Source organism: Candidatus Viadribacter manganicus, assembly GCF_001679665.1.
GTDB lineage: Bacteria > Pseudomonadota > Alphaproteobacteria > Caulobacterales > Aquidulcibacteraceae > Vitreimonas > Vitreimonas manganica.
On the sequence record NZ_CP013244.1, the window covers coordinates 1,096,875 to 1,117,078 of the forward strand.

The 20,204-nt window shown below is 61.1% G+C and carries 19 protein-coding genes; 10 read left to right on the plus strand and 9 right to left on the minus strand.

Annotation, left to right across the window (positions count from 1 at the left end; all coding sequences use genetic code 11):
- Positions 1-107: 107 nt before the first annotated feature.
- The 3 genes from ATE48_RS05855 to ATE48_RS19950 form a co-directional block, all read right to left on the minus strand.
- Positions 108-1,355, minus strand: a complete 1,248-nt coding sequence (locus ATE48_RS05855) for a hypothetical protein (RefSeq protein ID WP_156767621.1) — start codon at positions 1,353-1,355, stop codon at positions 108-110.
- A 53-nt stretch (positions 1,356-1,408) separates the two neighbouring features.
- A complete protein-coding gene (locus ATE48_RS05860) occupies positions 1,409-1,882 on the minus strand; it encodes a PaaI family thioesterase (protein ID WP_066774638.1) in 474 nt (157 codons plus the stop codon).
- Between the two features lie 122 nt (positions 1,883-2,004).
- A complete protein-coding gene (locus tag ATE48_RS19950; RefSeq protein ID WP_066768845.1) occupies positions 2,005-2,352 on the minus strand; it encodes a hypothetical protein in 348 nt (115 codons plus the stop codon).
- Positions 2,353-2,513: 161 nt separating this feature from the next.
- On the opposite strand from ATE48_RS19950, the gene ATE48_RS05870 reads away from it, so the two are divergent.
- Complete coding sequence (locus ATE48_RS05870; protein ID WP_066768849.1) at positions 2,514-2,894, plus strand: response regulator; 381 nt, start codon at positions 2,514-2,516, stop codon at positions 2,892-2,894.
- 9 nt (positions 2,895-2,903) lie between these two features.
- Positions 2,904-3,575, plus strand: coding sequence for a sensor histidine kinase (locus ATE48_RS05875; protein WP_066768850.1), 672 nt, complete (start codon positions 2,904-2,906; stop codon positions 3,573-3,575).
- Here ATE48_RS05875 and ATE48_RS05880 read toward each other — a convergent pair.
- Both ATE48_RS05880 and ATE48_RS05885 read right to left on the minus strand, forming a co-directional pair.
- Positions 3,572-4,204, minus strand: a complete 633-nt coding sequence (locus tag ATE48_RS05880) for a response regulator (RefSeq protein WP_066768852.1) — start codon at positions 4,202-4,204, stop codon at positions 3,572-3,574. The genes ATE48_RS05875 and ATE48_RS05880 overlap by 4 nt on opposite strands.
- Positions 4,205-4,283: 79 nt before the next feature.
- Positions 4,284-5,627 carry a M23 family metallopeptidase gene (locus tag ATE48_RS05885; protein WP_083197182.1) on the minus strand — a complete coding sequence of 448 codons (1,344 nt, stop codon included), beginning with the start codon at positions 5,625-5,627 and terminating at the stop codon, positions 4,284-4,286.
- Positions 5,628-5,919: 292 nt separating this feature from the next.
- On the opposite strand from ATE48_RS05885, the gene ATE48_RS05890 reads away from it, so the two are divergent.
- The 6 genes from ATE48_RS05890 (at position 5,920) to ATE48_RS05915 (ending at position 13,559) form a co-directional block, all read left to right on the plus strand.
- On the plus strand, positions 5,920-9,249 hold the full coding sequence (locus ATE48_RS05890; RefSeq protein ID WP_066768866.1) for an intermembrane phospholipid transport protein YdbH family protein: 3,330 nt from the start codon (positions 5,920-5,922) through the stop codon (positions 9,247-9,249).
- A 61-nt stretch (positions 9,250-9,310) separates the two neighbouring features.
- A complete protein-coding gene (locus tag ATE48_RS05895) occupies positions 9,311-9,511 on the plus strand; it encodes a YnbE family lipoprotein (RefSeq protein WP_066768868.1) in 201 nt (66 codons plus the stop codon).
- The gene (locus ATE48_RS05900; RefSeq protein WP_066768869.1) at positions 9,508-9,909 is read left to right on the plus strand and encodes a DUF1318 domain-containing protein; all 402 of its coding nucleotides are present in this window, start codon (positions 9,508-9,510) and stop codon (positions 9,907-9,909) included. The genes ATE48_RS05895 and ATE48_RS05900 overlap by 4 nt, the downstream gene beginning before the upstream one ends.
- Before the next feature lie 512 nt (positions 9,910-10,421).
- A complete protein-coding gene (locus ATE48_RS05905) occupies positions 10,422-10,652 on the plus strand; it encodes a hypothetical protein (protein ID WP_066768872.1) in 231 nt (76 codons plus the stop codon).
- 42 nt (positions 10,653-10,694) lie between these two features.
- Positions 10,695-12,719, plus strand: coding sequence for an NAD(+) synthase (locus ATE48_RS05910; protein ID WP_066768875.1), 2,025 nt, complete (start codon positions 10,695-10,697; stop codon positions 12,717-12,719).
- A 30-nt stretch (positions 12,720-12,749) separates the two neighbouring features.
- Positions 12,750-13,559, plus strand: a complete 810-nt coding sequence (locus tag ATE48_RS05915) for a 3'(2'),5'-bisphosphate nucleotidase CysQ family protein (RefSeq protein ID WP_066774639.1) — start codon at positions 12,750-12,752, stop codon at positions 13,557-13,559.
- Here ATE48_RS05915 and argE read toward each other — a convergent pair.
- The 3 genes from argE to ATE48_RS05930 are packed head-to-tail and all read right to left on the minus strand — an operon-like array spanning position 13,549 to position 15,886.
- The gene (gene argE, locus ATE48_RS05920) at positions 13,549-14,700 is read right to left on the minus strand and encodes an acetylornithine deacetylase (protein ID WP_066768879.1); all 1,152 of its coding nucleotides are present in this window, start codon (positions 14,698-14,700) and stop codon (positions 13,549-13,551) included. The genes ATE48_RS05915 and argE overlap by 11 nt on opposite strands.
- A complete protein-coding gene (locus ATE48_RS05925; RefSeq protein ID WP_066768882.1) occupies positions 14,697-15,224 on the minus strand; it encodes an FKBP-type peptidyl-prolyl cis-trans isomerase in 528 nt (175 codons plus the stop codon). Before ATE48_RS05925 ends, argE begins: the two co-directional genes overlap by 4 nt.
- Positions 15,221-15,886 (minus strand): glutathione S-transferase family protein, encoded by a 666-nt coding sequence (locus tag ATE48_RS05930; RefSeq protein WP_066768885.1) that lies wholly within the window; start codon positions 15,884-15,886, stop codon positions 15,221-15,223. Before ATE48_RS05930 ends, ATE48_RS05925 begins: the two co-directional genes overlap by 4 nt.
- 105 nt (positions 15,887-15,991) lie before the next feature.
- On the opposite strand from ATE48_RS05930, the gene ATE48_RS05935 reads away from it, so the two are divergent.
- Both ATE48_RS05935 and ATE48_RS05940 read left to right on the plus strand, forming a co-directional pair.
- Positions 15,992-17,254, plus strand: a complete 1,263-nt coding sequence (locus ATE48_RS05935; protein WP_066768887.1) for a trypsin-like serine peptidase — start codon at positions 15,992-15,994, stop codon at positions 17,252-17,254.
- Positions 17,255-17,313: 59 nt separating this feature from the next.
- Entirely contained in the window at positions 17,314-18,381 is a 1,068-nt protein-coding gene (locus tag ATE48_RS05940; RefSeq protein ID WP_066768889.1) for a GNAT family N-acetyltransferase, read from the plus strand.
- Positions 18,382-18,384: 3 nt separating this feature from the next.
- On the opposite strand, the gene ATE48_RS05945 is transcribed toward ATE48_RS05940, so the two are convergent.
- Positions 18,385-20,199 carry an ABC transporter ATP-binding protein gene (locus ATE48_RS05945; RefSeq protein ID WP_066768890.1) on the minus strand — a complete coding sequence of 605 codons (1,815 nt, stop codon included), beginning with the start codon at positions 20,197-20,199 and terminating at the stop codon, positions 18,385-18,387.
- Positions 20,200-20,204 lie beyond the last annotated feature (5 nt).

Genomic DNA, 20,204 nt, shown 5'->3' on the forward strand with positions numbered 1-20,204 from the left:
TGGGTTGGCGCGAGACAACAACGCCTCATCGCACCCTTGAGTTTATGCTTCAGCGACGAGCGTAAGCAACATTTCTCACCTGCTGGGCTATTGCTTCGCGCTGCGCGCTAGGGTGTCTCGTTAGCTATATTCTGGTGAAAGCGCGGCTCACCGATTAGCATGTTCGCGCGAATGCGGTTCTCGTCATTGCCCCAATTCACGCGCGGGCTACTTATGGTTACGCCGCGAATTTTTACGCGCCCCACATCGTGATTAAATTCGATGATCGGTGTCGCGTCACCATCTTCAATCGTCAGGTTTGCGATATCGATCTCGATGTTCTCTTCGCCACCTATCCAGAGGTGGGACGAACTCGCGTTTTCATTGAAGCCTTCACCGCGAAAGTTCGGCGCGCGGCTGATGCAGTTCGTGAGGGTCGCGCGATCGCTCCATATGCGAAAGTTGCGCTTGTTGTCCTCGGCAACGCAATCAATGAGAACAACATCACGGCTTTTGCAGTCGAAACCGCCATCGGTTGAGCCACGCGCTTCGCAGACCTCGTAGCGAATGTTGAAATTACCGGGCTCGTCCGAAAACCCGTCGCCGTTCCAATAGTCTTCACCGTTGCGCTGTTGGAACCCCTCCATCACGACGCGGCGGTAGGTGATGCGACCCGCGCGGTCATCGAGCGCGCAGCCAACCGGGATGCGCCCGCCATCGATCGCAAGCCCCTCAGCCGCGCAATCTTCAATCATCCCATTTCGCGAATTGTAGCGGATGCGGAGAAATCCACGCTCAACGCGCGCTCCACGACAACGACGCAGCACAAAGCCATCGATGCTCGCGTGGCCTTCGTCATTGCCGGCGGTGTTTTCGAAAAAGCGATAAATGTTCTCGAAGCCACAATCCTCGATGGTCAGGTTCGAAATCGCGCCGGCGGCGCGAAAGGCGCCATTGCCAATGTCACGAAAATCGAAGTGCGAGAACTTCAAATGGCTCGCGCCGCGCATGAGCTTGAAGCCTTCCGGCCCCTCTTCGCCAGCGCGATCACCGCGAATAATCGCCATCATCGGCTCGCCGGTGCTGCTGCGAACGCCGCGGATATGGATCTCTCGGCTCTCGCGGCCACCGCGCGCAATCTCGACGGGTTCGCCAATCTCATAAACGCCACGATCCGCGGCGAGCAGAACTTGGCCGCCGGGTTCGAGTTGCTCAAGCAAATCGCCGATTGCGGCAAAGCTCGCAGCGTTTGCCCAAGAGGATCCATCGCCCTCACCGTCAGGCGTCACGTGCACAATGTTAACAAGCGCGCGAGCCTCACCAGCGCACCCCATCAATGGAATGGCGGCTAGAACAGATCGACGGGAAACACGCATGTCGTCATTCTGCTGCCGGGACGTCGCGCCGTCTACTAAGCGCGCGTCGCGGGCTAACCACTCGCTGCTTGGAAGGCTTTTTCCCCAGGACGCGGGTCACGTCGCTGGATTGGCTTGAACACGCCTGTTCCCGTGATCAGCGTTCGCTCGCCCGTCCAGATCCGTCCCCGCACCACATAAAGCCCCTCCTCAGATGAGAGAACCTCGCTCTCGCCCTCGACCCAATCGCCCAAATGCGCGCTCGACAGAAAGTCCAAAGTCAGGCGCACGGTGACCCAATAGGATGATGTCTCAACAGAGACGACGTGACCCCACGCCATGTCCGCAAAGCTCATCAGCATGCCGCCGTGAGCGTTGGACATTCCATTTGTGTGGTGCGGCTCCACGAGGAATCCCATCGCGTACCCGCCGGCGCCCTGGCGCCGATACAGCGGACCGATCTGGTGCACAAAGCCACGCCGCCAATCGAGCGCGACATATCCTTCGGGAACTTCAAATTCAGCGGGCGCGGCAACATCATCAGACATAGCCGCATCCATTCCGTGCGCGCGAGACCGATGCAAGCTCCAAATATGACGAAGGGCGCGGCCTAGGGAATGGAGACCCAACCCTTCGCTTCCAAGACCCGCCCAGGGTCAACTGAAGAAGGTTATTCGAAGACCAGATCGTCGTCGGCGTTGTCGAAATCTTCGACGAAAGCTTCGATCGGCCTGGACTTCTTTTGAGAAGTCTTGCGCGGCATCCCGTTGATCATGTCACTGCGCACGTCGAAGCGCGCCGCGCGAATGGCCGGATGGAAACCAACATTGTGCAACATGATCTGCACCGCTTGGCCCCGCTCGGCCCAGTAGGCCTCGATCTTGGCCTTTAGTGCATGCGCGCCGTCACGCGAGCAAAAGTCGTATTCGCCGGCGCCTCGATTTGAGCCGCCGAAATATTCGTCGTCGCCTGAACCAGTATCGTCAAAGCGTTCTGCGGAGCCGCTGCCCATGAGCATTCTGTCAATCCCTTTGCTGTGCAAAAATATGCACGAGCCGGGACTGCGAATAAATTCCCCAAACGGAGTGCTTGAAGCGCTAGGCGAGGGCCTAGGCCGTACGGCCTATGTCGCGCGTTGAGCTGACGCAAAGCTGTTTTGTGTGATGGACTGAACACTCCATGAAGAGTTCGCGACCTCTCATTCTTCTGCTTGAAGACGACAATGCTTCAGCCGAGGCGATGCAGATAGTGCTGCGCGATTGGGGCGCGGACGTCGTTCACGGCGCCGATATCGATGATGTTTCATCAGCGGCCGGCAATCGCGCATCGCAAGCCAACATCATCATCACGGATTTTCATCTGCCCGTCGCCGACGGCGTTTCAGCCGCAGAGCGCCTGTGCAAGGACGCCCCGAACGCACAAGTGCTGGTTCTATCTGGCTCGCTCAACAACGATGCAAAGAAAGCAGCGAAGCGTGCGGGTTATACATTCATGTCAAAGCCCGCGCCGCCGCGCGAAATCATAGCTTGGCTCAATCAAACGTACTCGCTCGTCGATTAGCGCCTTGCGATGGCCACGCCCGCAGGCGAGAACACGCCGATGGACAGCGACAGGTCTAAGACGCGATTTCTGACTGCGATTGGTCATGATTTGCGACAGCCGCTGCAGGCGCTGCTGCTCTATCTCGCCGCCCTCGACCGGCGCGTGAAGGACGAAGAAACCCGCACTATTCTCGGCAAAGCAGACCAAGCAGCTCAGTCGCTTGCGTGCATGATTGAAGGGTTAATCCACCTCGCGCGCATCGACGCCGGCAAAGTGGAAACGGAGTTCCATAGCGTCGACATTCAAGAGATCTTCGATGAGATGGTCGCTACTGTTCCAGGCGCCACGGCCGACGCCACCGCCCTCGCCGTTCGCTCAGATCCCGCATTGCTGCGCGCCATCATGCAACAACTCGTTTCCAACGCGGATACACACGGAGGCGGCAAACCGCATCTGAGCGCGACATCCACGGACGCAGGCGTCGAGATCCAGGTTCGCGACGACGGACCCGGCATCGAAGCAAAAGATCAGGCGCGCATCTTTGAAGAGTTCACTCGCCTTGATGGCGCGCCTTCGACAGGATTAGGCATTGGGCTTGCGATTGCCGCGAAACTCGCTGCGTTGCTGAGCCACAAAATCGAAGTACGGTCGGCTCTCGGCGAAGGCGCAACGTTCGTCGTTCACGCCGCTCCCGCCTAACCGGCTTTACTCATCTTCGCGATTGCTTCGGCGCGCGTGCGGACACCGAGCGCGCGATAGATCGCCGCGAGGTGGATTTTCACCGTGCCTTCCGCAATATCGAGCGTGCGGGCAATCTCCTTACTCGCCTGCCCCTTCAACAACTCGTACAACACGTCGCGCTGACGAAGCGTGAGTTTATCGAGGTCGAGCTTGAATGGGCCGCTGCCATCGGCTGGCGCGCCCTCGCGCTTTCCCATGGCGGGTGGAACGAAGATACGTCCATCCAAAATGCCTTGGAGCGCCGCAGCTATTTGCTGGGAGGGCAGCGACTTCGGAATATATCCGTGCACCCCGGCGCCGAGCGCCGCGAGAATGTCAGAACGATCTTCCCAGGCCGAAATCACCGCAACCTTGGCTTCTGGAAAGCCATCGCGCAGCGCAGCTAAAGATTCCGCACCCGACATGCCGGGCATGCGCCAATCGACAAGGACAAGGTCGCCCGCGCCTTCGTTGGTCAAGATTTCGAGAGCGCGATCCATGCTTTCTGCTTCGCGCACATCTACAGCGCCAAGCACATCGACCAATAATTGTTTCATACCACTGCGAAACAGCTCGTGGTCATCAGCAATCAAAGCTCGGATCGCCATCGTGGTGCCTATCAACGCAAATGCTTGCGCCCTAGAACACTGCGACGAATTCCCAATCCGCTCAACCTGGAATTTGTTTCTAAAGCGATCCCGCGCCGCTGGCGGCAGTCGGCGTCGCCACCGCTTCCTGTGCGGGATTCTCACGCGCCCTAACTTGCCTAAGCGTATCGATACGCGCGCGTTCGATCATGAACAATTCCAGCGCACGGCCCGTGAGGTTGCGGCCGTTCGCGACGCGCAAGCTCATCGGGTTCACCTGTTGGCCCCGCCGCATGACCTCGTAATGAAGGTGCGGGCCCGTGGAACGACCCGTGGTGCCAACATAGCCAATCACTTGCCCCTGACGCACGCGCGCCCCAGCACGCATACCCCGCGCAAAGCGCGACATGTGCGCGTAGGCCGTCTCATAGCCATTGGCGTGACGGATGCGAACGTAATTGCCGAACGAGCTAAACGGCCCGGCGCGTTCAACCACACCATCACCCGCCGCAAGGATCGGCGTCCCCGTCGGCGCCGCAAAATCGGTGCCTCGGTGCATACGCGAATAACCCAAGATCGGGTGGCGGCGCATGCCAAAGCCAGAAGACAGACGCGCGCCGTTAATGGGCGTTTTCATCAAGAAACGGCGGGCGCTCTTGCCATCGGCGTCATACCAGTCAGGGCGTGCGTCCCCGGGCGCCATAAACTGATAGAACTCGCGCGAGCCTCGGCTGGACTCGAGCGAAACGAACAGCAGGTCCCCGGTACGGACCGTGTTGCCTTCGTCGTCATAAAAGCGCTCGAACACCAACTCGAAGTCGTCCCCCGGACGGACATCGCGTTGGAAGTCGACGTCATAAGAAAACGCATCCGCCAGCGCCGCGACTTCGCGATCCGTGGCGCCGAGTTCAAGTGCGCTTGAATACAAGCTGGTCTCAACCGGCGCGGCGATGCGCGCGATCTCGAACGTCAGCGGCATTTGCACTTCGCGCGCCTCAAAGCCGCCTGAGGTGGTGCGGTTCGCGGTCACCGAAGCGCCCGGCTCAGAGCGGAACGCTACGCCGGTTAATTGCGCATCCGAACCATCACGCTGGAAATAGAGGCTGATCGCCTGTCCGGGCCGCAGGCGCCGTGGATTGTAGACGTCCGCAATCGAGGTCAGCGCCGCGCTCGCGTCCGAAGACGATGCGCCGGCGCGCGTCAGCAACCCCACAAGCGTCTCGCCGTTGGCGACACGCATCTCCTTGGTCTCGTGACGAAGGTAAACTTCTGTAAACGCCAATTGCTCAGCCCGGCGAGCGGCCGCTTCGCGCAGGGCGGCGCTTTCAGCAGCCGCTGCATCCGCTGCGCCGCTGAACAGGCCTGCGTTCCAGGCCAGCCCCAAACCCACGATGGACGCAGCTGCCATTAACCCGGCGGCGGCCAGTCCTTTACGGGCTTTCATGAGCCGGTGAGCGAATTCTGCTCTCAATCTCGTGCTCCAATAGCTGCCATTGGCAAAAAACGCACTACCAACCGGCGTTTTCGGCGTTTTGGTTATTCAGCCAGAAACCGTAATGACGTCATCTAGTTAGGTACAAAGTGGCCGGAACAGCCACCTTTAACCCCGCAAGGACCACGCCAAGCAACTGAGTATGGCACATAGGTCTAACCAGGCCGTTGCGAGTCAAGAACGAGAGCAACAAAAGCTCCCGAACGACCCGCCCCCGGCCCGCCGGCTGATAGCCGGATGGTCCATGGCGCTCGGCGCCCTGGGGATAAGCCTGATTTTGCTTGGCGGCGGGCTCTGGCTTGTCCGCTTTTCGATCGCGTCCTTCATGCTGGGCACGGCGCTCTCTGAGCGGGGCGCGGACGCAGATTTCGAGTTCATTAACCTCGATCTCAACGGCGCGGCGCTCGCAAACGTCCGGTTCGGGCCTGAGGGCGCGCCAGATGCGACCATTCCGCTGGTCGAGGCGCGCTGGCGCTGGGAAGGCCTCGCCCCTCGGCTTCACTTCCTAAGAGTGGTCCGTCCCAGGCTGCATTTGCGGATGGACGAAGGCGGCCGGGTCTCAGCGGGCTCTTTAGAGCATTTGGGCGCAGGTGCGCCCGGCCGGACACGCCCGCGCATACCTGCCATCGAGTTGGAAATTCTCGAGGGACAAGCGCTCTTCGACACCCCGGTTGGGCCACTCACGGCGACTCTACAAAGTTCGGGCACGATCGGCCGTGACTTTTCTGCATTGGGCGAAATTGCGCGCACGTCTCGCGCTGGCGAAGCCTACGCACTTGAAGCGGGCGCGGCCGAGCTCGTCATCGTCTCGCGGGACGAGAACATCGCGTTTCGCCTCAGCGCTAGCGCAAATGCACTAACCTGGGATGGCTCGCGTGTTGCAGCGCCGGCATTGCGCATCCTCGGACGCGCTCCACTTGATCTTGCGCGCTATGATGTCGAACTCACATCACGCGCGGCATCATTCCGAGGCGAAGGCATCGCCGCGGAAGCCATCACTGCGGCGGTTGGCTTCGAGGGCATCGCACGCGACACGCAACTTTCGCCTGAGACTTGGGCCGGCCAAGCGCGGGGTTCTGCTGGCAATTTTAGCTATGCCGGCAGCACAATTCAGCGCGGGCGCTTTGAAGGGCGCGTTGATGGCGCAGAGGCGCGCGGACAAGGTCGCTGGAGTTTGTCCGGAGCGCGCTTTGACGGCGTTTCGCTGATTTCCGAGCAACCAAGCGCCAACGGCGTCTTCCGTTTTGAACTTCAAGGCGACGAAACACTGAGCGGCGATGCGCGCATCGTCCTAGCGCAATCGCACTTGAACGAGGCCGCACAGTCGGACCTGCGGGCCGCCTTCCCGAATATCCCAGACGCACCCGTCGGGCCAACCTTCGCCGAAGCCGAGCGGGCGCTCGACGCTGCCGCAGATCGCTTCGATCTGTCTATTCCAGTCGCGATGTCGGCGACGGAAGACGGCGTTCGCTTACGCATCGCAGCGCCAGCTGAAGCTCAGTCAACGAGCGGCGCGCGCGTCACTCTCTCGCCTCTGCGCCAAGATGGTCCAGCGCTTGTGCTGCAATGGCCAGGTCCCGCACTCTCCGGCGCCGTTGCACTTGAAATCTCGGGCGGCGGCGCGCCCAACGCATCGCTTCTGCTGGACACGGTGGACTGGACCCCGGGCGCGCCGTTCGAAGCGGACGGCACGCTGACGCTGACAAACTGGCGCGCCGAAAACGCAAGCATCGCGACGAATGAGCTTGGCATAGGCATCGCGGTTCAGCCGCAAGGTGGCGGACGCATTGATTTGCGGGGGCCTGCACACATCACTGGCCCCCTCGGTGACGGCGAAGTGCGCGATCTCGTCGCGACGTTGGATCTCGGCGTCCAATGGGGCAACGGCTGGCGCGTCACACCAAACAGCGGCTGCCTCCCCATTCGTCTTGGCGGCATCGATGCAGCCGGCCTTTCCTTTGCTAACGGCGATTTCTCATTGTGCCCGCTGAATGGCGCTCTCATCGCAGCAGACGCCAATGATAGTCTCTCAGGCGGCTTTTCAATCCGAAGCCTAGGCCTAAATGGCCGCATGTCCGGTCCTAAAGCCCAGCCCGCGCATCTCAGCGCAAGCAACATTATCGGACGTTTCCGAGGTCGCAGCGGCGATTTCACGCTCGCTCTTGAGGCCGGCGCGCCACGGCTTGCTATTCAGATGAGCGAGGATCGCACCCTCGCCATCAACCTCGAACGCATCACAGCCGACGCACATATCGCGGACAGCTGGAGCGTCACCGGCTCGTTCAACGCCGGAACCCTTACAGATCCCACGCTGCCGGGTTCTGTTTCCGCAATCGAAGGCGCTTGGACAGCGGCGCCAGTGGACAACAAGCCCGTCATCCGCGTCAGCGCGGGTGAGGCGCTCTTGACTGCCAACCGCCCCGCCAGCGATGAAGATCGCCCGCTCTTCAACCCACTGCGCTTCGTCGACGCCAACGCAGTCATGAGCGAAGGTCAGATCAATGCGTCCGGCGCCATCGTGCTTGAAGCGCGTGCGCGGCAACTGGCCAATTTCACCGCCCATCATGACGTGAGCGCTGGCGCGGGCGCAGCGAACGTCAGCGCCAATCAAATCGTCTTCGGCCCGCAGCTGCAGCCCTTCGAGATTACAGAACAGGCGCGTGGCATGGTTGAAGGCGTCACCGGCCCCATTGCAGTCGATGCCGAAATCACTTGGACACGCGACACGTTATTGGGCGGCGCCCGCGTCGATCTACAGGGCGTTTCGCTTGCAACGGCCACTATCCCGATCGTCAACGACGTGCGCGGCTCGATCTACTTCGATGATCTGTGGCAGCTGACCACACCGCCAGGACAAGAAATTACCGTAGGCGAACTCAATCCCGGCATCACCGTCACCAACGGCCGCGTGCGCTTTCAGTTGTTGACCGAGGAGCGTGTTTCAATTGAACGCGCCGAGTTCGACTTCGCCTCGGGCGCGCTTGCCATGGCGCCAACGACGATCAGGCTCGGCGCCGACGAGACGCGCTTTGAACTAACTCTGCGCGATGTCGATGCGGCCGATCTCCTGCGCACGCTGAACGTTCCAGATCTGAACGCGACGGGCCAGATCGAGGGCAACTTCCCGCTCCTGCTCACACGCCAGAGCGCCTTCGTTCAAAACGGCGTCCTGCGAGCCTCCGGGGAAGGCGGCGTGATTTCCTACACCGGCCAAGCCGGCGAGACCGCAACCGGCATTTCGCGCATCGCCTTCGACGCGCTGCGCAGCTTCCGCTATGACGCACTCTCGCTCACGATTGACGGCGACCTGAATGGCGACGTCATTTCCTCTATCGATTTCAGCGGCCAGAACTCCGGTCAGCCAATCGATCTGACGCCGATTGCTCAAATGCCAGGTGTGGGCCGCGTCACGGTCAGTGGCGTGCCCTTCCAATTCAACGTTCGCGTGACGGCGCCTTTCCGTAGGCTCGCCCAAACCGCCGCGACGATCACGGACCCCGGCTCCCTGATCAACCAGGGCCGCCAGGAAGACGCGCAAGAACCGGTTGACCCGGACGCCCCACCGCCAAGATAAAGTCCAGCTTCAGAGCGTATTCAGCTTGAGGCGGCTACGAGAGTGGCCTGGAGTTTCGCGTATGCGGGCACACCTTTTGACGAGCTTGGGCGCGGCGATCCTAGCCGCAGGCTGCATCCCAGTGCAGATTCAAGCTCCGGACGATCCCATTGAGATCAATCTCAATGTGAACATCCGCCAGGAAGTCATTGTGCGGCTCGAACGCGATGCTGCTGAACTACTTGATCAGAATGCTGATCTCTTCGGAGGCACCTCGCCATGAAGCGTCACTTTGTTCTCGCCAGCATCGCCGCCATCGGCATGGCGTTGAGCGCCACGGCGGCCATGGCGCAAGCAGCCGATTCCGCTTTGGCGCAAGCTCGCGCCGGCGGCCTCATCGGCGAACAAGCGGACGGCTATCTCGGCTTCGTTCCGGGCGCAGCGATCTCGGCCGACCTCCGTGGCCGGGTCGAGCAAAACAACATTCAACGCCGCCAGCTCTACACACGCCGCGCAGCCGAACGCAGTGTTTCTGTCAATGAAATGGCTGCTGCCGTGGCTTGCGAAGTCTTTCAGCGCCCGCGCATCGCGGTCGGTGAGAAGTATCGCAATGAAGCCGGCCAATGGCGCACACGCTCAGCTGGAGCCGCACTAGAAGTACCTAGTTTCTGCGCTGACTAATCTTTCCGGGAACCGTCGCGGGACTTAAAAGTTAGGTCCAGCGCCGGTGTTGCTTGGATTTTCACCCGTCAGGCAGCGCGTGACATTGGCCAGCGGGCCAGCCCAAGGAGCTCTTGAGGCGCGTACAGGCGCGCGCCAGGATTCCAGCCCGCATACAACGATTACGTGCTGGGCCTGCACGCATTCCCTAGCGCTCATGGAGACTTGGCTGAAGGCGCACGGCTTGGCGCATGTCGGCCATTGGCAATCGCAGCGTATCGCGCCAGCGCTACAAGACGAGCTCAATGATCTTGCATTGACGCCGCACAGCCGTGCTCCCGGCCCCTGGAACGCGCGGCAAGCGCCTCCTTTGCACTCGGCGCGCACGACGTGCTGGAAGGCTCAGCGCTCGGCGCGCGCGTCTTGTGCAAACAAGTCGCCGCGCTCGGCATGCATCAAAATCATGGTGCGCGCCACTTATGCGCGGCGCCTTGGCGCTAGCGCCGGCCCCAGCTCAGGAGCACATATGGTCCATGAAGGTATTTCTGTTGACGCTCAGTCTCGGCGGCATCCTGGCCGCAGTCTTGTTCGGCACGCTCACCCATTGGGACCCGTCGTACATGAGCATCCACGGCTGGATCGCGCTCTTTTTGGGCACCTTCCTCTCGCTGGCCGTTGGCGGCGGGTTAATGGCGCTCGTGTTTTACTCGGCCCGCAAAGGCTATGACGACCGCATTGAGGTCGAGACGCCGGACCCCGACTGACCCCTTATGGTCAGTCTGAGCATAATGTGGTAGACTGACGCCATGGCCTCCCGAAAAGCCCAGAACGAAGCCGCCAGGCGGTTCAAGTCGCTTTATTCGCACGGCTTCGTCCGGGTGGCCGCCTGCGCGCCGGTGGTTGCGCCGGCTAACCCTGCCGCCAACGCCGAAGCCATTTTGTCGTTTTGGCGTGAAGCCGATGGCGAACGCGCAGCGATCCTTGTGACGCCCGAGCTCTCGCTCTCAGGCTACGCAATCGACGACCTGCTGCTCCAAGAGCCGCTGCTAGACGCGGTCGAGTCCGCAATCTCCACGCTGCTCATCGAGAGCGAAGAGCTCTTCCCCATCCTCATTGTCGGTGCGCCAATTCGTTCACGAGGGGCCGTCTTCAATTGCGCAATCGTGATCCATCGCGGTCAGATTCTCGGCGTCGTTCCAAAGAGCTTCCTGCCGAACTATCGCGAATTCTATGAGAAGCGGTATTTCAGCGTCGCCAGCGACACGCAAGAAGATCTCATCCAACTTTGCGGCGAATGGGTTGGCTTCGGTGAAGATGTCGTGTTCACCGCCACAGACAATCGTGACTTCGCATTCCACGTTGAGATCTGCGAGGACTTCTGGGCGCCCACACCACCATCGACGATGGGCGCCCTCGCCGGCGCCAACATCCTACTGAACCTTTCCGCATCCAATATCGTCATCGGCAAAGCCGAAGACCGCGCCGTGCTCTGCGACAGCCAATCTCGCCGCGCCATCGCCGCTTACGTGTTCGCAGCGTCAGGCCGTGGCGAGAGCACGACGGACCTCGCCTGGGACGGGCAGATCATCGCCTACGAGATGGGCGAGAAGGTCGCCGAAGCAGAGCGCTTCGCGCGCGAGCCCAAGCTCGTGATCGCCGACATCGACGTCGCCCGCATTGCCCAAGAGCGTCGCCGCGTCGGTACGTTCCGCGACGCCGCAGCGCGGGCGCAGGGCGAACTCAGCAAATGGGGTCACATCACATTTGAACTTGGCGCACCTGAAGAAGAACTGCCACTCAAGCGCAAAATCGATCGCTTTCCCTTCGTCCCGGATGATCTCAGCAAGCGCGATCGTGATTGCTTCGAGGCCTACAACATCCAAGTCTCGGGCCTGGCCAAGCGCATCGAGTCGACCAACACAAAACGCGTCGTCATCGGCGTATCCGGCGGGCTGGATTCCACACACGCCCTCATCGTAATCGCGCGCGCCTTCGATCTTTTGGGCCTACCACGCAAAAACATCATCGGCGTTACGATGCCAGGCTTCGCAACCAGCGACGCCACCAAGGCCAATGCTTGGGCCCTGATGAACGCACTTGGCATCGATGGCCGCGAAGTCTCCATCGAACCGCTCGCGCAACGCATGCTTGAGGACCTCGATCATCCGGCTGCGCGGGGCGAAAAGGTCTACGACGTTGCTTATGAGAACGTGCAAGCTGGCCTGCGCACGGATTATCTCTTCCGCCTCGCCAACAAGGAAGGTGGCTTTGTCGTCGGCACCGGCGACCTTTCCGAACTCGCGCTCGGCTGGTGCACCTATGGCGTCGGCGACCATATGAGTCATTACAACGTCAATGGCGGCGCTCCGAAGACGTTGATCCAATATCTCATCCGCTGGGTTTCGGATTCAAAACTCTTCGACGCCAAAACGTCCGAGACGTTGATCAAAGTTCTTGAAGGCGAGATCAGCCCCGAACTCATCCCCGGCGCTGAACCGCAAAGCACACAGGCGGTCGTTGGCCCGTACGAGCTACAGGACTTCAACCTCTTCTACCTCACCCGCTACGGCCTCAAACCCAGCAAGATCCTTTTCCTGGCCTGGAGCGCGTGGCGCGAAAAACATGACTACGCCACATTGAAGAAGTGGCTTGGCGTCTTTATCTCGCGCTTCTTCACCAACCAGTACAAGCGCAGCGCCGTTCCTAACGGTCCGAAGATCGTATCTGGCGGCGCACTCTCTCCGCGTGGGGATTGGCGAATGCCGAGCGATGCCAGCGCCGCAGTTTGGCTAGCCGAACTCAGCGACAACACGCCCGAGGCGCTGGACTGACACACGCGCCGCGTGCTTCATCCGCCAACAATGCCGCAACTCGAAGATCTCATCTCTCTCGCCCTCGCCGCAGGCCGCGAAATCATGGCTGTGCGCGCTGCCGGCATCGACGCTCAAGTGAAAGCTGATGGCTCGCTCGTCACCATTGCAGATCAACGGGCCGAAGCGATCATCGAGGCCGGCCTCGCCGAACTCGACGCAGGGGTTCCCATGCTTGGCGAGGAAGCCGTCGCCGCTGGCCGCATTCCAGATTGCGGTGCGCGCTTCTACTGCGTCGATCCGCTCGACGGCACACGCGGCTTCGCCAATGGCGGCGACGAGTTCACCGTGAATATCGCACTCGTCGAAAATGCAACGCCAGTCGTCGGCGTTGTCTACGCACCAGCGACGGGTGAACTCTACGCGGGACAGCCCAGCAAAGCACTGGCCGGCAAATGCCACCCGCAAACGGGCAAGTTGCTCGCCCCAATGGCGGCGATCGCGCCAGGCGCATTTGCCCAGCAACCCCGCGTGGTCGCGTCAGACTATTCAGGCCGCAACGAACGCACTGGCGATTTCATCGCCGCACTCAACGGCGTGATCACGCACGCCAGTTCCTCGATCAAGTTCTGCCGCGTCGCCGAGGGCGCAGCGGACCTCTATCCTCGCTTCGGTGATGTGAGCGAGTGGGACGCCGCCGCCGGTCATGCAATTCTCAAAGCAGCGGGCGGCGACATCATGCTGCTCGACGGCTCACCACTCCGCTACGGCGGCCGCAACGGTGATTTTCTGATTCATGGGTTTGTGGCGTATGGCAACGCAACGGCAAAGGCCGCCGCACTCCAAGCGCTCACGCGCTAAGGTGCGCAATCAAACGCTGCATGAAGAGCGCGCCCTCTTCGATCTGCGAGCGCTCAATCCACTCATCGGGTTGATGCGCTTGCTCGATTGAGCCCGGTCCGCAAATGATCGCCGGAATGCCGGCACGCTGAAACAAGCCGGCTTCCGCCGCATATGCAACCGCGCGTGTCTCATTGTCACCCGTCAAGGCGCGCGCCAAGATTTCAGCCTCGCTATCGCGCTCAATCGCTAGCCCTGGCGTGTTGGTGCGCCGCACGATCGAAACCCCACCCTCGGGCGCTCGCACTTTGATGTCCGCATCGATCTTTGCCGCAACCGCCCGAAAGCGCTGCTCAATCGCATCGCCCTGCGCCGTCTCTGGGCATCGGCAGTCCCAGATGAACGAACAACGTCGCGCCAGAATGTTACTCGCCGTGCCGCCTTCGACTTTGCCAATCGTCATCGTCGGACCAGGCGGATTAAAGTGCGCGTGCGTCGCAGCCCGCGCCTCTTCCCCCATCTCCGCCACGAGCGCCATGAGCTTCACCGCCTCCATGACCGCAGAGACACCCTGGTCAGGCAAACTCGAATGCCCCTCGCGGCCAGTCACTTCGACAATGAACGAGCGCACGCCTTTGTGAGCGGAAACCACTTTCATACTCGTCGGCTCTCCGACGATCACCGCCGACGGTCTGCTGGTTTGCTTAGCCAGTTCGGCAATCATCGCCGGCGCGCCGAGACAACCGATTTCCTCGTCATACGAGAGCGCCAAAACTATAGGCCGCTTCAACGCAGCAGCGCGCGCGCCATCAACGTGGGCGAGCGCCAACGCAATGAACGCCTTCATATCCGCGGTTCCGCGACCGTAGAGTTTGCCGCCGCGCTCGCTCAACACCCAGGGATCGGACGACCATGGCTGATCGTCCACGGGCACGACATCGGTATGCCCTGAAAGGACGATGCCGCCGGGGACATCAGGTCCCACGACGGCATAGAGATTTGCCTTCGACCCATCCGCGTTGGAGACGCGTCGTGACGTGATGCCGCGCTGGCCGAGAAAATCTTCAACCCATGCGATCAATTCCAAGTTCGAGTTGCGCGACGTCGTATCGAACGCGATTAAACGCGTCAGAATATCAAGCGTCGCGCTTATCTCGCTCACTGCGGCGCGTGCACTTGATCGGCGCCCGGCTCTTGGTACGCCAACAACACGATGCGAAAACGCAGCGCCGCATTCGGTGGAATTGGGCCGCGGCCTGAGGGACCATATCCCAGCGAGCCTGGGAAAGTCGCGATCACTTCATCGCCCGGGCGCATGTGCGTAATCGCCTCCGAAAAGCCCGGGACGACCGCCTGCAGGGGAAACTCAACAGGATCGCCGCCGAACGAAGAATCGAACTCTTGGCCGCCATCGACGAACGTGCCCTGATAATGAACGAGCACGCTCGCATTCATGGTCGGTTGCGCCAACGACTGATTGGCGCCGCGACGCGTGAATTGAATCTCGAGGCCTGACGGCAACGTTTGCGCTTGTTCGTTCACTTCAGCCCCCAAACCTGGAATGTCCTGCGCCGGCGCGCCTGACGTCTCATTTTGTTCGGCGCGCTGGATTTCATCCATCACGCCGCTGCTGTTGCCGCAGGCGGCGAGCGTCAACGTCGCCGCGAAAAGTACTACTCTCATCATCTGTATAAGGCTTCCGATTGTTCGATGGTCCAAGTCTCAGCTTCACCAGCGCGCTCCCATTCCTGAAACGCAGCATCGGCAAAGACCGCATCGCAATAGCGACGCGCAAAATCGGGAATCGTCACCTGGTACGTACGCAGACGCGTGCAAACCGGCGCGAACATCGCGTCAGCGATCGAGCGCTGGCCAAACAGGAAAGGACCGCCGTACCGCTTCAACACGCGCTCCCATAGCGCAAACAATTGCGCCAGATCCGTACGCGTATCATCGGGCCAACCCGGCTCGGACGCCAACCGGCGGCGTATATTGCATGACATATCACGGCGCACCGCGGCGAAGCCTGCGTGCATTTCCGACGACGCGGCGCGCGCATCCGCGCGCGTCAGTGAGTCCGACGGCCACAAGCTCGGCGCCTGTTCGCCTGCCCACTCACAAATAGCGAGGCTTTCATAAATGACGACATCGCCAACATGCAGCGCAGGCACGCGTCCGCTGGGTGAAACATCGCGGACTTCCTTGATCTGAGATTGGCCATAGCCTTCGCCGCCAAGCGGTATGATCTTTTCGTCGAAAGCGATCCGGCCCCATTTCAGCGCCAACCAGGGACGCAACGACCAGGAAGAATAGTTCTTGTTGCCGATATAAAGGATGGGGCGCGCCATAAGAGGGCTTGTTTCAGAGCCTGCTCACGAGATCAAGCCGCAGCGGCGCCGCTTTCCCCTATCTGCGACGCAGGTTAGGTTTCCAAGGTTGGGCGGGAGATTTTGATGCGTATTTTGGCGGCTATCGCTGTTGTTGGCGCATGCTTGGCGGCAAGCATCGCGACCAATGCCGCTCCCCGCCCCCCATCCCCTGCACCGACGGCGATGAGTGGCGCGACCGAAATTGATTTTGAGCGCGCCGCGTCCATGTCCCACCAACGGCAAGGCGCCAAGCCTGAGCCCAGCGGCGGCAATGACGCCTGTCGCTGGGCCAACGACAATGAATGCGATGAGCCGAACATCGGAACTGGCGCATGCAGCGCAGGCACAGACCGCTCCGATTGCGCGCGCATCATTTCCGGACGTGAGGACGATTCCTGCCGATGGGCGCGCGACGGCGAATGTGACGAGCCAAACTTCGGCACCGGCGCCTGCGTCCAAGGCACGGATCGTACCGATTGCGGCGACATTGCCTGGATGCGCAATCAAACAGACGCATGCGAAACGGCCTTCAACGGCGTCTGCGAAGACTCCGGCCGAGGCGCAGGCTCGTGCGCCCCTCGCACGGATCGTTCCGATTGTTTCGGGCGCCAACGTCCGATGTCAATCAACGACCACTTCTTCGGCAACGATGATCGCGTGCTCGTTCCGGTAAGCGAAGCACCCTGGCGCTACATGGGCACACTTCACATGGACGGCGGCGGAACCTGTTCCGCCACGCTGATCGCTCGCGATGTCATCGCCACCGCCGCGCACTGCATCTCAAGCGAAGAACGCGTTAATGCAGCCGCACGCTTCGACAGCGCTGATGGCGCCCAGAGCGCACGCGCAATTGCCTATCTCATCGATCCAAACTTCAACTATCGCCGATTCAGCACAACCGATGAGATCGATGGTCTTGATTGGGCGTTGCTCCGACTTGACCGCCCGCTAGGCGACATTTACGGGCACGCCACAGTCCGTAGCATCACCGGCGCTGGCCGCCCTCTCAGCACCGAGCTCATGCAAGCCGGCTATTCATGGGACACCGGCGGGCATCTGTCCGGCAATTTACGCTGCCGCATGATCACAATGCACCCGGACAACACCTTCGCTCACGAATGCGACACAACGCGGGGCGACTCCGGATCAGGTTTTCTCGTCCGCAACGGGGCTAGTTTCGATCTCGTAGGCGTCGACTCCAACTTCCGCTCCCAACGCGGCGGTCCGTTCATCTATATCGCCGTGAGCGCCGCCTCATTCGCGACACGCGCGCCGGACTTCATCGCTGGCCGCACCGGCGTTAACCTCGCCAATGCGAGCGCTCCGCCCGTTAAGATTCTTCCCTAGACCCAAGCTTAGGCCCGAGCCTTGCGACACCTCACGCGCGAATAACGTGAGGAAAATTCGTGCGTCTCGAAACGATACATCCGCATGATCTCAGTGCTGACGATGTCGCCCTCTGGCGCGCGCATCAGAGCGCCGATACGGCGCTCGCCAGCCCATATCTCACGCCCGACTGGGCAAAACTCATCGGCGACGTGCGCGATGATACGCGTGTCTGCGTGATCCAGGATGGTGCAGGATATTTCGGCATCCAACGCCTCTCGCGTTTCGCCGGCATGGGCTTGGGCGCCCCGATCTCTGATTATCAGGGCGTTGTCGGCCTGCCAGGGCTTGAAGTTAACCGTGCTGACCTTTGTCGCTCGTTGAAAGTTGGTCGCATCGACATCACCCATGCGCCCTCCGGCCAGAGCCTCCTGCGCGGCGCTGTGGCGGGTGAAGAGGGTTCTTGGATCGTCGACGTCGCCGGCGGCCGTGATCTCTACGAAGCCGCGCTCAAACAGCGCCGCAGTGAGTTCGTTCGTCAGACGGACAAGAAATTCCGCAAACTCGAGCGCGACCATGGTCATGTCGAGTTTCGCGCTCAATCAACCGAACGCGCCGATTTCGAAACCCTGCTCGCTTGGAAGAATGCGCAGCTAAAGCGCACCGGCCAGCCTGAAATCTGGGCCGCGCCATGGGTGGCGAAAACCCTAAATGCCTGCTTCGAGACGCGCGACAGCCAATTCGGCGGCGCGATGTTCACGCTTTCCGTGAAGGGTCAACTGGCCGCCGGCGCATTCTGCCTGCGCAGTGCGCGCGTGCTGCACTTCTGGATCGTCGCGCACGACAATGCTTACGATTCCTATTCCCCGGGCGTGCAGCTTGCGCGCTGGATCGCGGGATGGGCCGGTGACAACGGCATAGCTGAACTCGATTTCGGTCCTGGGGACTACCAATACAAACGCCAACTCTCGACCGGCCAGCGCATGCTTCAGCGCGGCGTCATTGCGGGTTCTTCTTGGTCAGCGACCGTACGCCGCGCCGAACACGCAATCCGCGCGCGCATCGAACAATTGCCGCAGCCGCGTCTGGCGCAGCTTCCCGGCAAAGCCATGCGTCGCCTTGACCTTATGCGCGCCCTTCACGCCTAGCCGTCAGGCGGCCACTGAGGCCGGATCGTGCTCGGCCACGTAGTGTCCGGGCCCAACCTCAATCCATTGCGGGCGATACTGCACGGCATCGGGATCATCGATGATACGCGATTTCAAAAACCGAAGTGGGGCGCGTGTATCGAGTGGGCTCGGCAAATCGCCGACCAATCGCACGCGCGGCTTGTTGCGCGCGACATCCGGGTCAGGCGTTGGCGCGGCTGCCAGCAAGGCCTTCGTGTAAGGATGGCGCGGATCGCGCAGGATCACCTCCGCCGGCCCGTACTCGACGGCCCGGCCGAGATAGAGCACCAACACATTGTGAGAGATTTCGCGGACCACAGCGAGGTCGTGACTGATAAACAAGAAGCTCGTTTTGTACTCTCGCTGCAGATCAGCGAGCAGCTTCAAGATCTGCGCTTGAATTGAAACGTCGAGTGCGGAAACCGCCTCATCGCAAACAACAAGCTTTGGCCTTAAGATCATCGCGCGCGCGACGCCCACGCGTTGATTTTGCCCGCCTGAAAGCTCGTGCGGATAGCGATTGATGAGATCGGGATCGAGCCCGACTTGCGTCATCATCGCCTTCACACGCTCTTCGCGCTCATCCCGCGTGAGCGTTGGCTCAAACGCCAGCAGCGGTTCTGCGATTGAAGAGCCGAGCGTCATGCGCGGATCAAGGCTCGCCAACGGGTCCTGGAAAACGATCTGGAGGTCCTTGCGCGATTGGCGAATGGCTTCCCGCTCACTTGGAAGCAGGTTGCGACCCAAGAACGTCACGTCCCCCGCATTGCGCGGCAGCAATTGCACAACGGCGCGCGCCAGCGTGGACTTGCCGCAACCGCTTTCACCCACAATCCCAAGCGTCTCGCCGGCATTGAGCTTGAAGCTCACACCATCGACAGCACGCAGCGGCTTGTTGGCCCCAAACAGCGAACTGGATTTGACCTTCACCGGGAAGGTCACCCGCACATCTTCCACTTTCAGAATTGGCGCGCCCGCCTCAGGCGGATCAAGCGGCACATACCGCTCACCGTCGATACGCGGCACCGCCTTCAACAACATCTTCGTGTAGTCAGCCTTAGGCGCTGAAAATATCTCCTGGACCGTTCCGGTCTCCACCACTTCCCCGCGCCGCATCACGGCGACACGCTGCGCCATCCGCGCGATGACGCCCATATCGTGCGTGATCAGCGCCACGGCGGCGTTCGTGTCTTTCTGTAAGTCCTCGATTAAATCGAGCACCTGCGCCTGCACCGTGGCGTCCAGCGCAGTCGTCGGCTCGTCGGCGATCAACAGGGCCGGTTCAGCCATCATCGCCATGCCGATCATGACGCGCTGGCGCATGCCGCCGGAGAGTTCGTGCGGGTACTGAGTAAGGCGACGCGCCGCCTCTGGAATGCGCACGCGCTCAAGCCACTCAATGCAACGCTCGCGCGCCGCCTCGCCGGTGACCTTGAAGTGATGCTCCAGCACCTCGCCCATTTGCGTCTCGATTGTGAGATGCGGCGTCAACGCCGTGAGCGGGTCTTGGAACACGAAGGCGACATGGCGGCCCCGCACCTGATCGAGTTCGCGCCGCGGCAGGCCCAGAACCTCGCGGCCCTGAAACTTCACCGAACCGGAAACGCGGGCGTTGGCGGAAGTCAGTCCGAATGCCGCCAGGAAGGTCTGGCTTTTTCCCGAACCGCTTTCCCCAACGATGCCCAGGCATTCGCCCTGTTTGATCTGGAAAGAAACGCCCTTCACCGCCTCCACATCGCCGTCAGGCGTGTCGAAGGTGACGGCAAGATTGGAAATTTCGAGAACGGTTTCAGTCATGGCGG

Excerpts from the sequence above, each read along its gene's own strand:
- ATE48_RS05945 (WP_066768890.1), bottom strand. The coding sequence starts at position 20,199 with ATGACTGAAACCGTTCTCGAAATTTCCAATCTTGCCGTCACCTTCGAC.
- ATE48_RS05915 (WP_066774639.1), top strand. The coding sequence starts at position 12,750 with ATGCCGCAACTCGAAGATCTCATCTCTCTCGCCCTCGCCGCAGGCCGC.
- ATE48_RS05900 (WP_066768869.1), top strand. The coding sequence starts at position 9,508 with ATGAAGCGTCACTTTGTTCTCGCCAGCATCGCCGCCATCGGCATGGCG.
- ATE48_RS05935 (WP_066768887.1), top strand. The coding sequence starts at position 15,992 with ATGCGTATTTTGGCGGCTATCGCTGTTGTTGGCGCATGCTTGGCGGCA.
- ATE48_RS05860 (WP_066774638.1), bottom strand. The coding sequence starts at position 1,882 with ATGTCTGATGATGTTGCCGCGCCCGCTGAATTTGAAGTTCCCGAAGGA.
- ATE48_RS05895 (WP_066768868.1), top strand. The coding sequence starts at position 9,311 with ATGCGGGCACACCTTTTGACGAGCTTGGGCGCGGCGATCCTAGCCGCA.
- ATE48_RS05855 (WP_156767621.1), bottom strand. The coding sequence starts at position 1,355 with ATGCGTGTTTCCCGTCGATCTGTTCTAGCCGCCATTCCATTGATGGGG.
- ATE48_RS05875 (WP_066768850.1), top strand. The coding sequence starts at position 2,904 with ATGGCCACGCCCGCAGGCGAGAACACGCCGATGGACAGCGACAGGTCT.
- ATE48_RS05910 (WP_066768875.1), top strand. The coding sequence starts at position 10,695 with ATGGCCTCCCGAAAAGCCCAGAACGAAGCCGCCAGGCGGTTCAAGTCG.
- ATE48_RS19950 (WP_066768845.1), bottom strand. The coding sequence starts at position 2,352 with ATGCTCATGGGCAGCGGCTCCGCAGAACGCTTTGACGATACTGGTTCA.
- ATE48_RS05905 (WP_066768872.1), top strand. The coding sequence starts at position 10,422 with ATGAAGGTATTTCTGTTGACGCTCAGTCTCGGCGGCATCCTGGCCGCA.
- ATE48_RS05870 (WP_066768849.1), top strand. The coding sequence starts at position 2,514 with ATGAAGAGTTCGCGACCTCTCATTCTTCTGCTTGAAGACGACAATGCT.
- ATE48_RS05930 (WP_066768885.1), bottom strand. The coding sequence starts at position 15,886 with ATGGCGCGCCCCATCCTTTATATCGGCAACAAGAACTATTCTTCCTGG.
- ATE48_RS05890 (WP_066768866.1), top strand. The coding sequence starts at position 5,920 with ATGGCGCTCGGCGCCCTGGGGATAAGCCTGATTTTGCTTGGCGGCGGG.
- ATE48_RS05925 (WP_066768882.1), bottom strand. The coding sequence starts at position 15,224 with ATGATGAGAGTAGTACTTTTCGCGGCGACGTTGACGCTCGCCGCCTGC.
- ATE48_RS05880 (WP_066768852.1), bottom strand. The coding sequence starts at position 4,204 with ATGGCGATCCGAGCTTTGATTGCTGATGACCACGAGCTGTTTCGCAGT.
- ATE48_RS05885 (WP_083197182.1), bottom strand. The coding sequence starts at position 5,627 with ATGAAAGCCCGTAAAGGACTGGCCGCCGCCGGGTTAATGGCAGCTGCG.